The following is a 584-nucleotide window of genomic DNA, read 5'->3' as shown; positions in this document are numbered from 1 at the left end:
GCAGTCGCAGCTATCGCTTTTTTCGGAGTTTTTTCTTTTTCTGGGGATTGTTCGGCAGCGCTTGGTTCAGTTTCCTCTGCTGGTGTTTTGGTTTTTTGACGGGAATTATGGGCAGTCGCAATGACTTTCCCTGAAGTTTGATAGCTCACATAGGTCGCATATTTCCGCACAGCGGCTGTGTCAAAAATACTCAAAGTTGTTAATATCTTCAACACTTGAATCGTTTGTGCTTCATCAAACGTTGCGTCCGTCTCGCGAATCGTCAGCTTGTGTTTTTTCCCAACAGTATCCTCAAAGATCGCTTCGACACGATAAACAAGACCCTCGATCCGATTATCGAGTGTCCCGGTTTGTTCTAAATAGCTTTTATTCAAACGCGCTTCTTCCGTTTGCGCAAGGTAGTTCGAATGCGTGCCAAACAGTCGATTTACCACTGTTTTCCATTCATCCGCGGTGAAGTAATCCTCAAAATATGGCAAATATCGCCGCATGACAGCGGTTGGTTCGGCTGATAAATACACTTCTTGAATCAAATCCTGGATCAACTCCGCAAATACACCCATGCAGAAAAAGCTCCGCACAAG

The 584-nt window shown here is 44.9% G+C and carries 1 pseudogene; it reads right to left on the bottom strand.

The features are described from left to right. Positions 1 to 563, bottom strand: a pseudogene (locus tag KQI58_RS22505) (hypothetical protein); the annotation flags it as partial. Between the last annotated feature and the right edge of the window lie 21 nt (positions 564 to 584).

Origin of the sequence: Enterococcus raffinosus (assembly GCF_018917525.1) — a bacterium.
Lineage (GTDB): Bacteria > Bacillota > Bacilli > Lactobacillales > Enterococcaceae > Enterococcus_A > Enterococcus_A raffinosus_A.
Note: the sequence above shows the minus strand (reverse complement) of the source record. Positions and strands in the feature narration are given on the sequence as shown.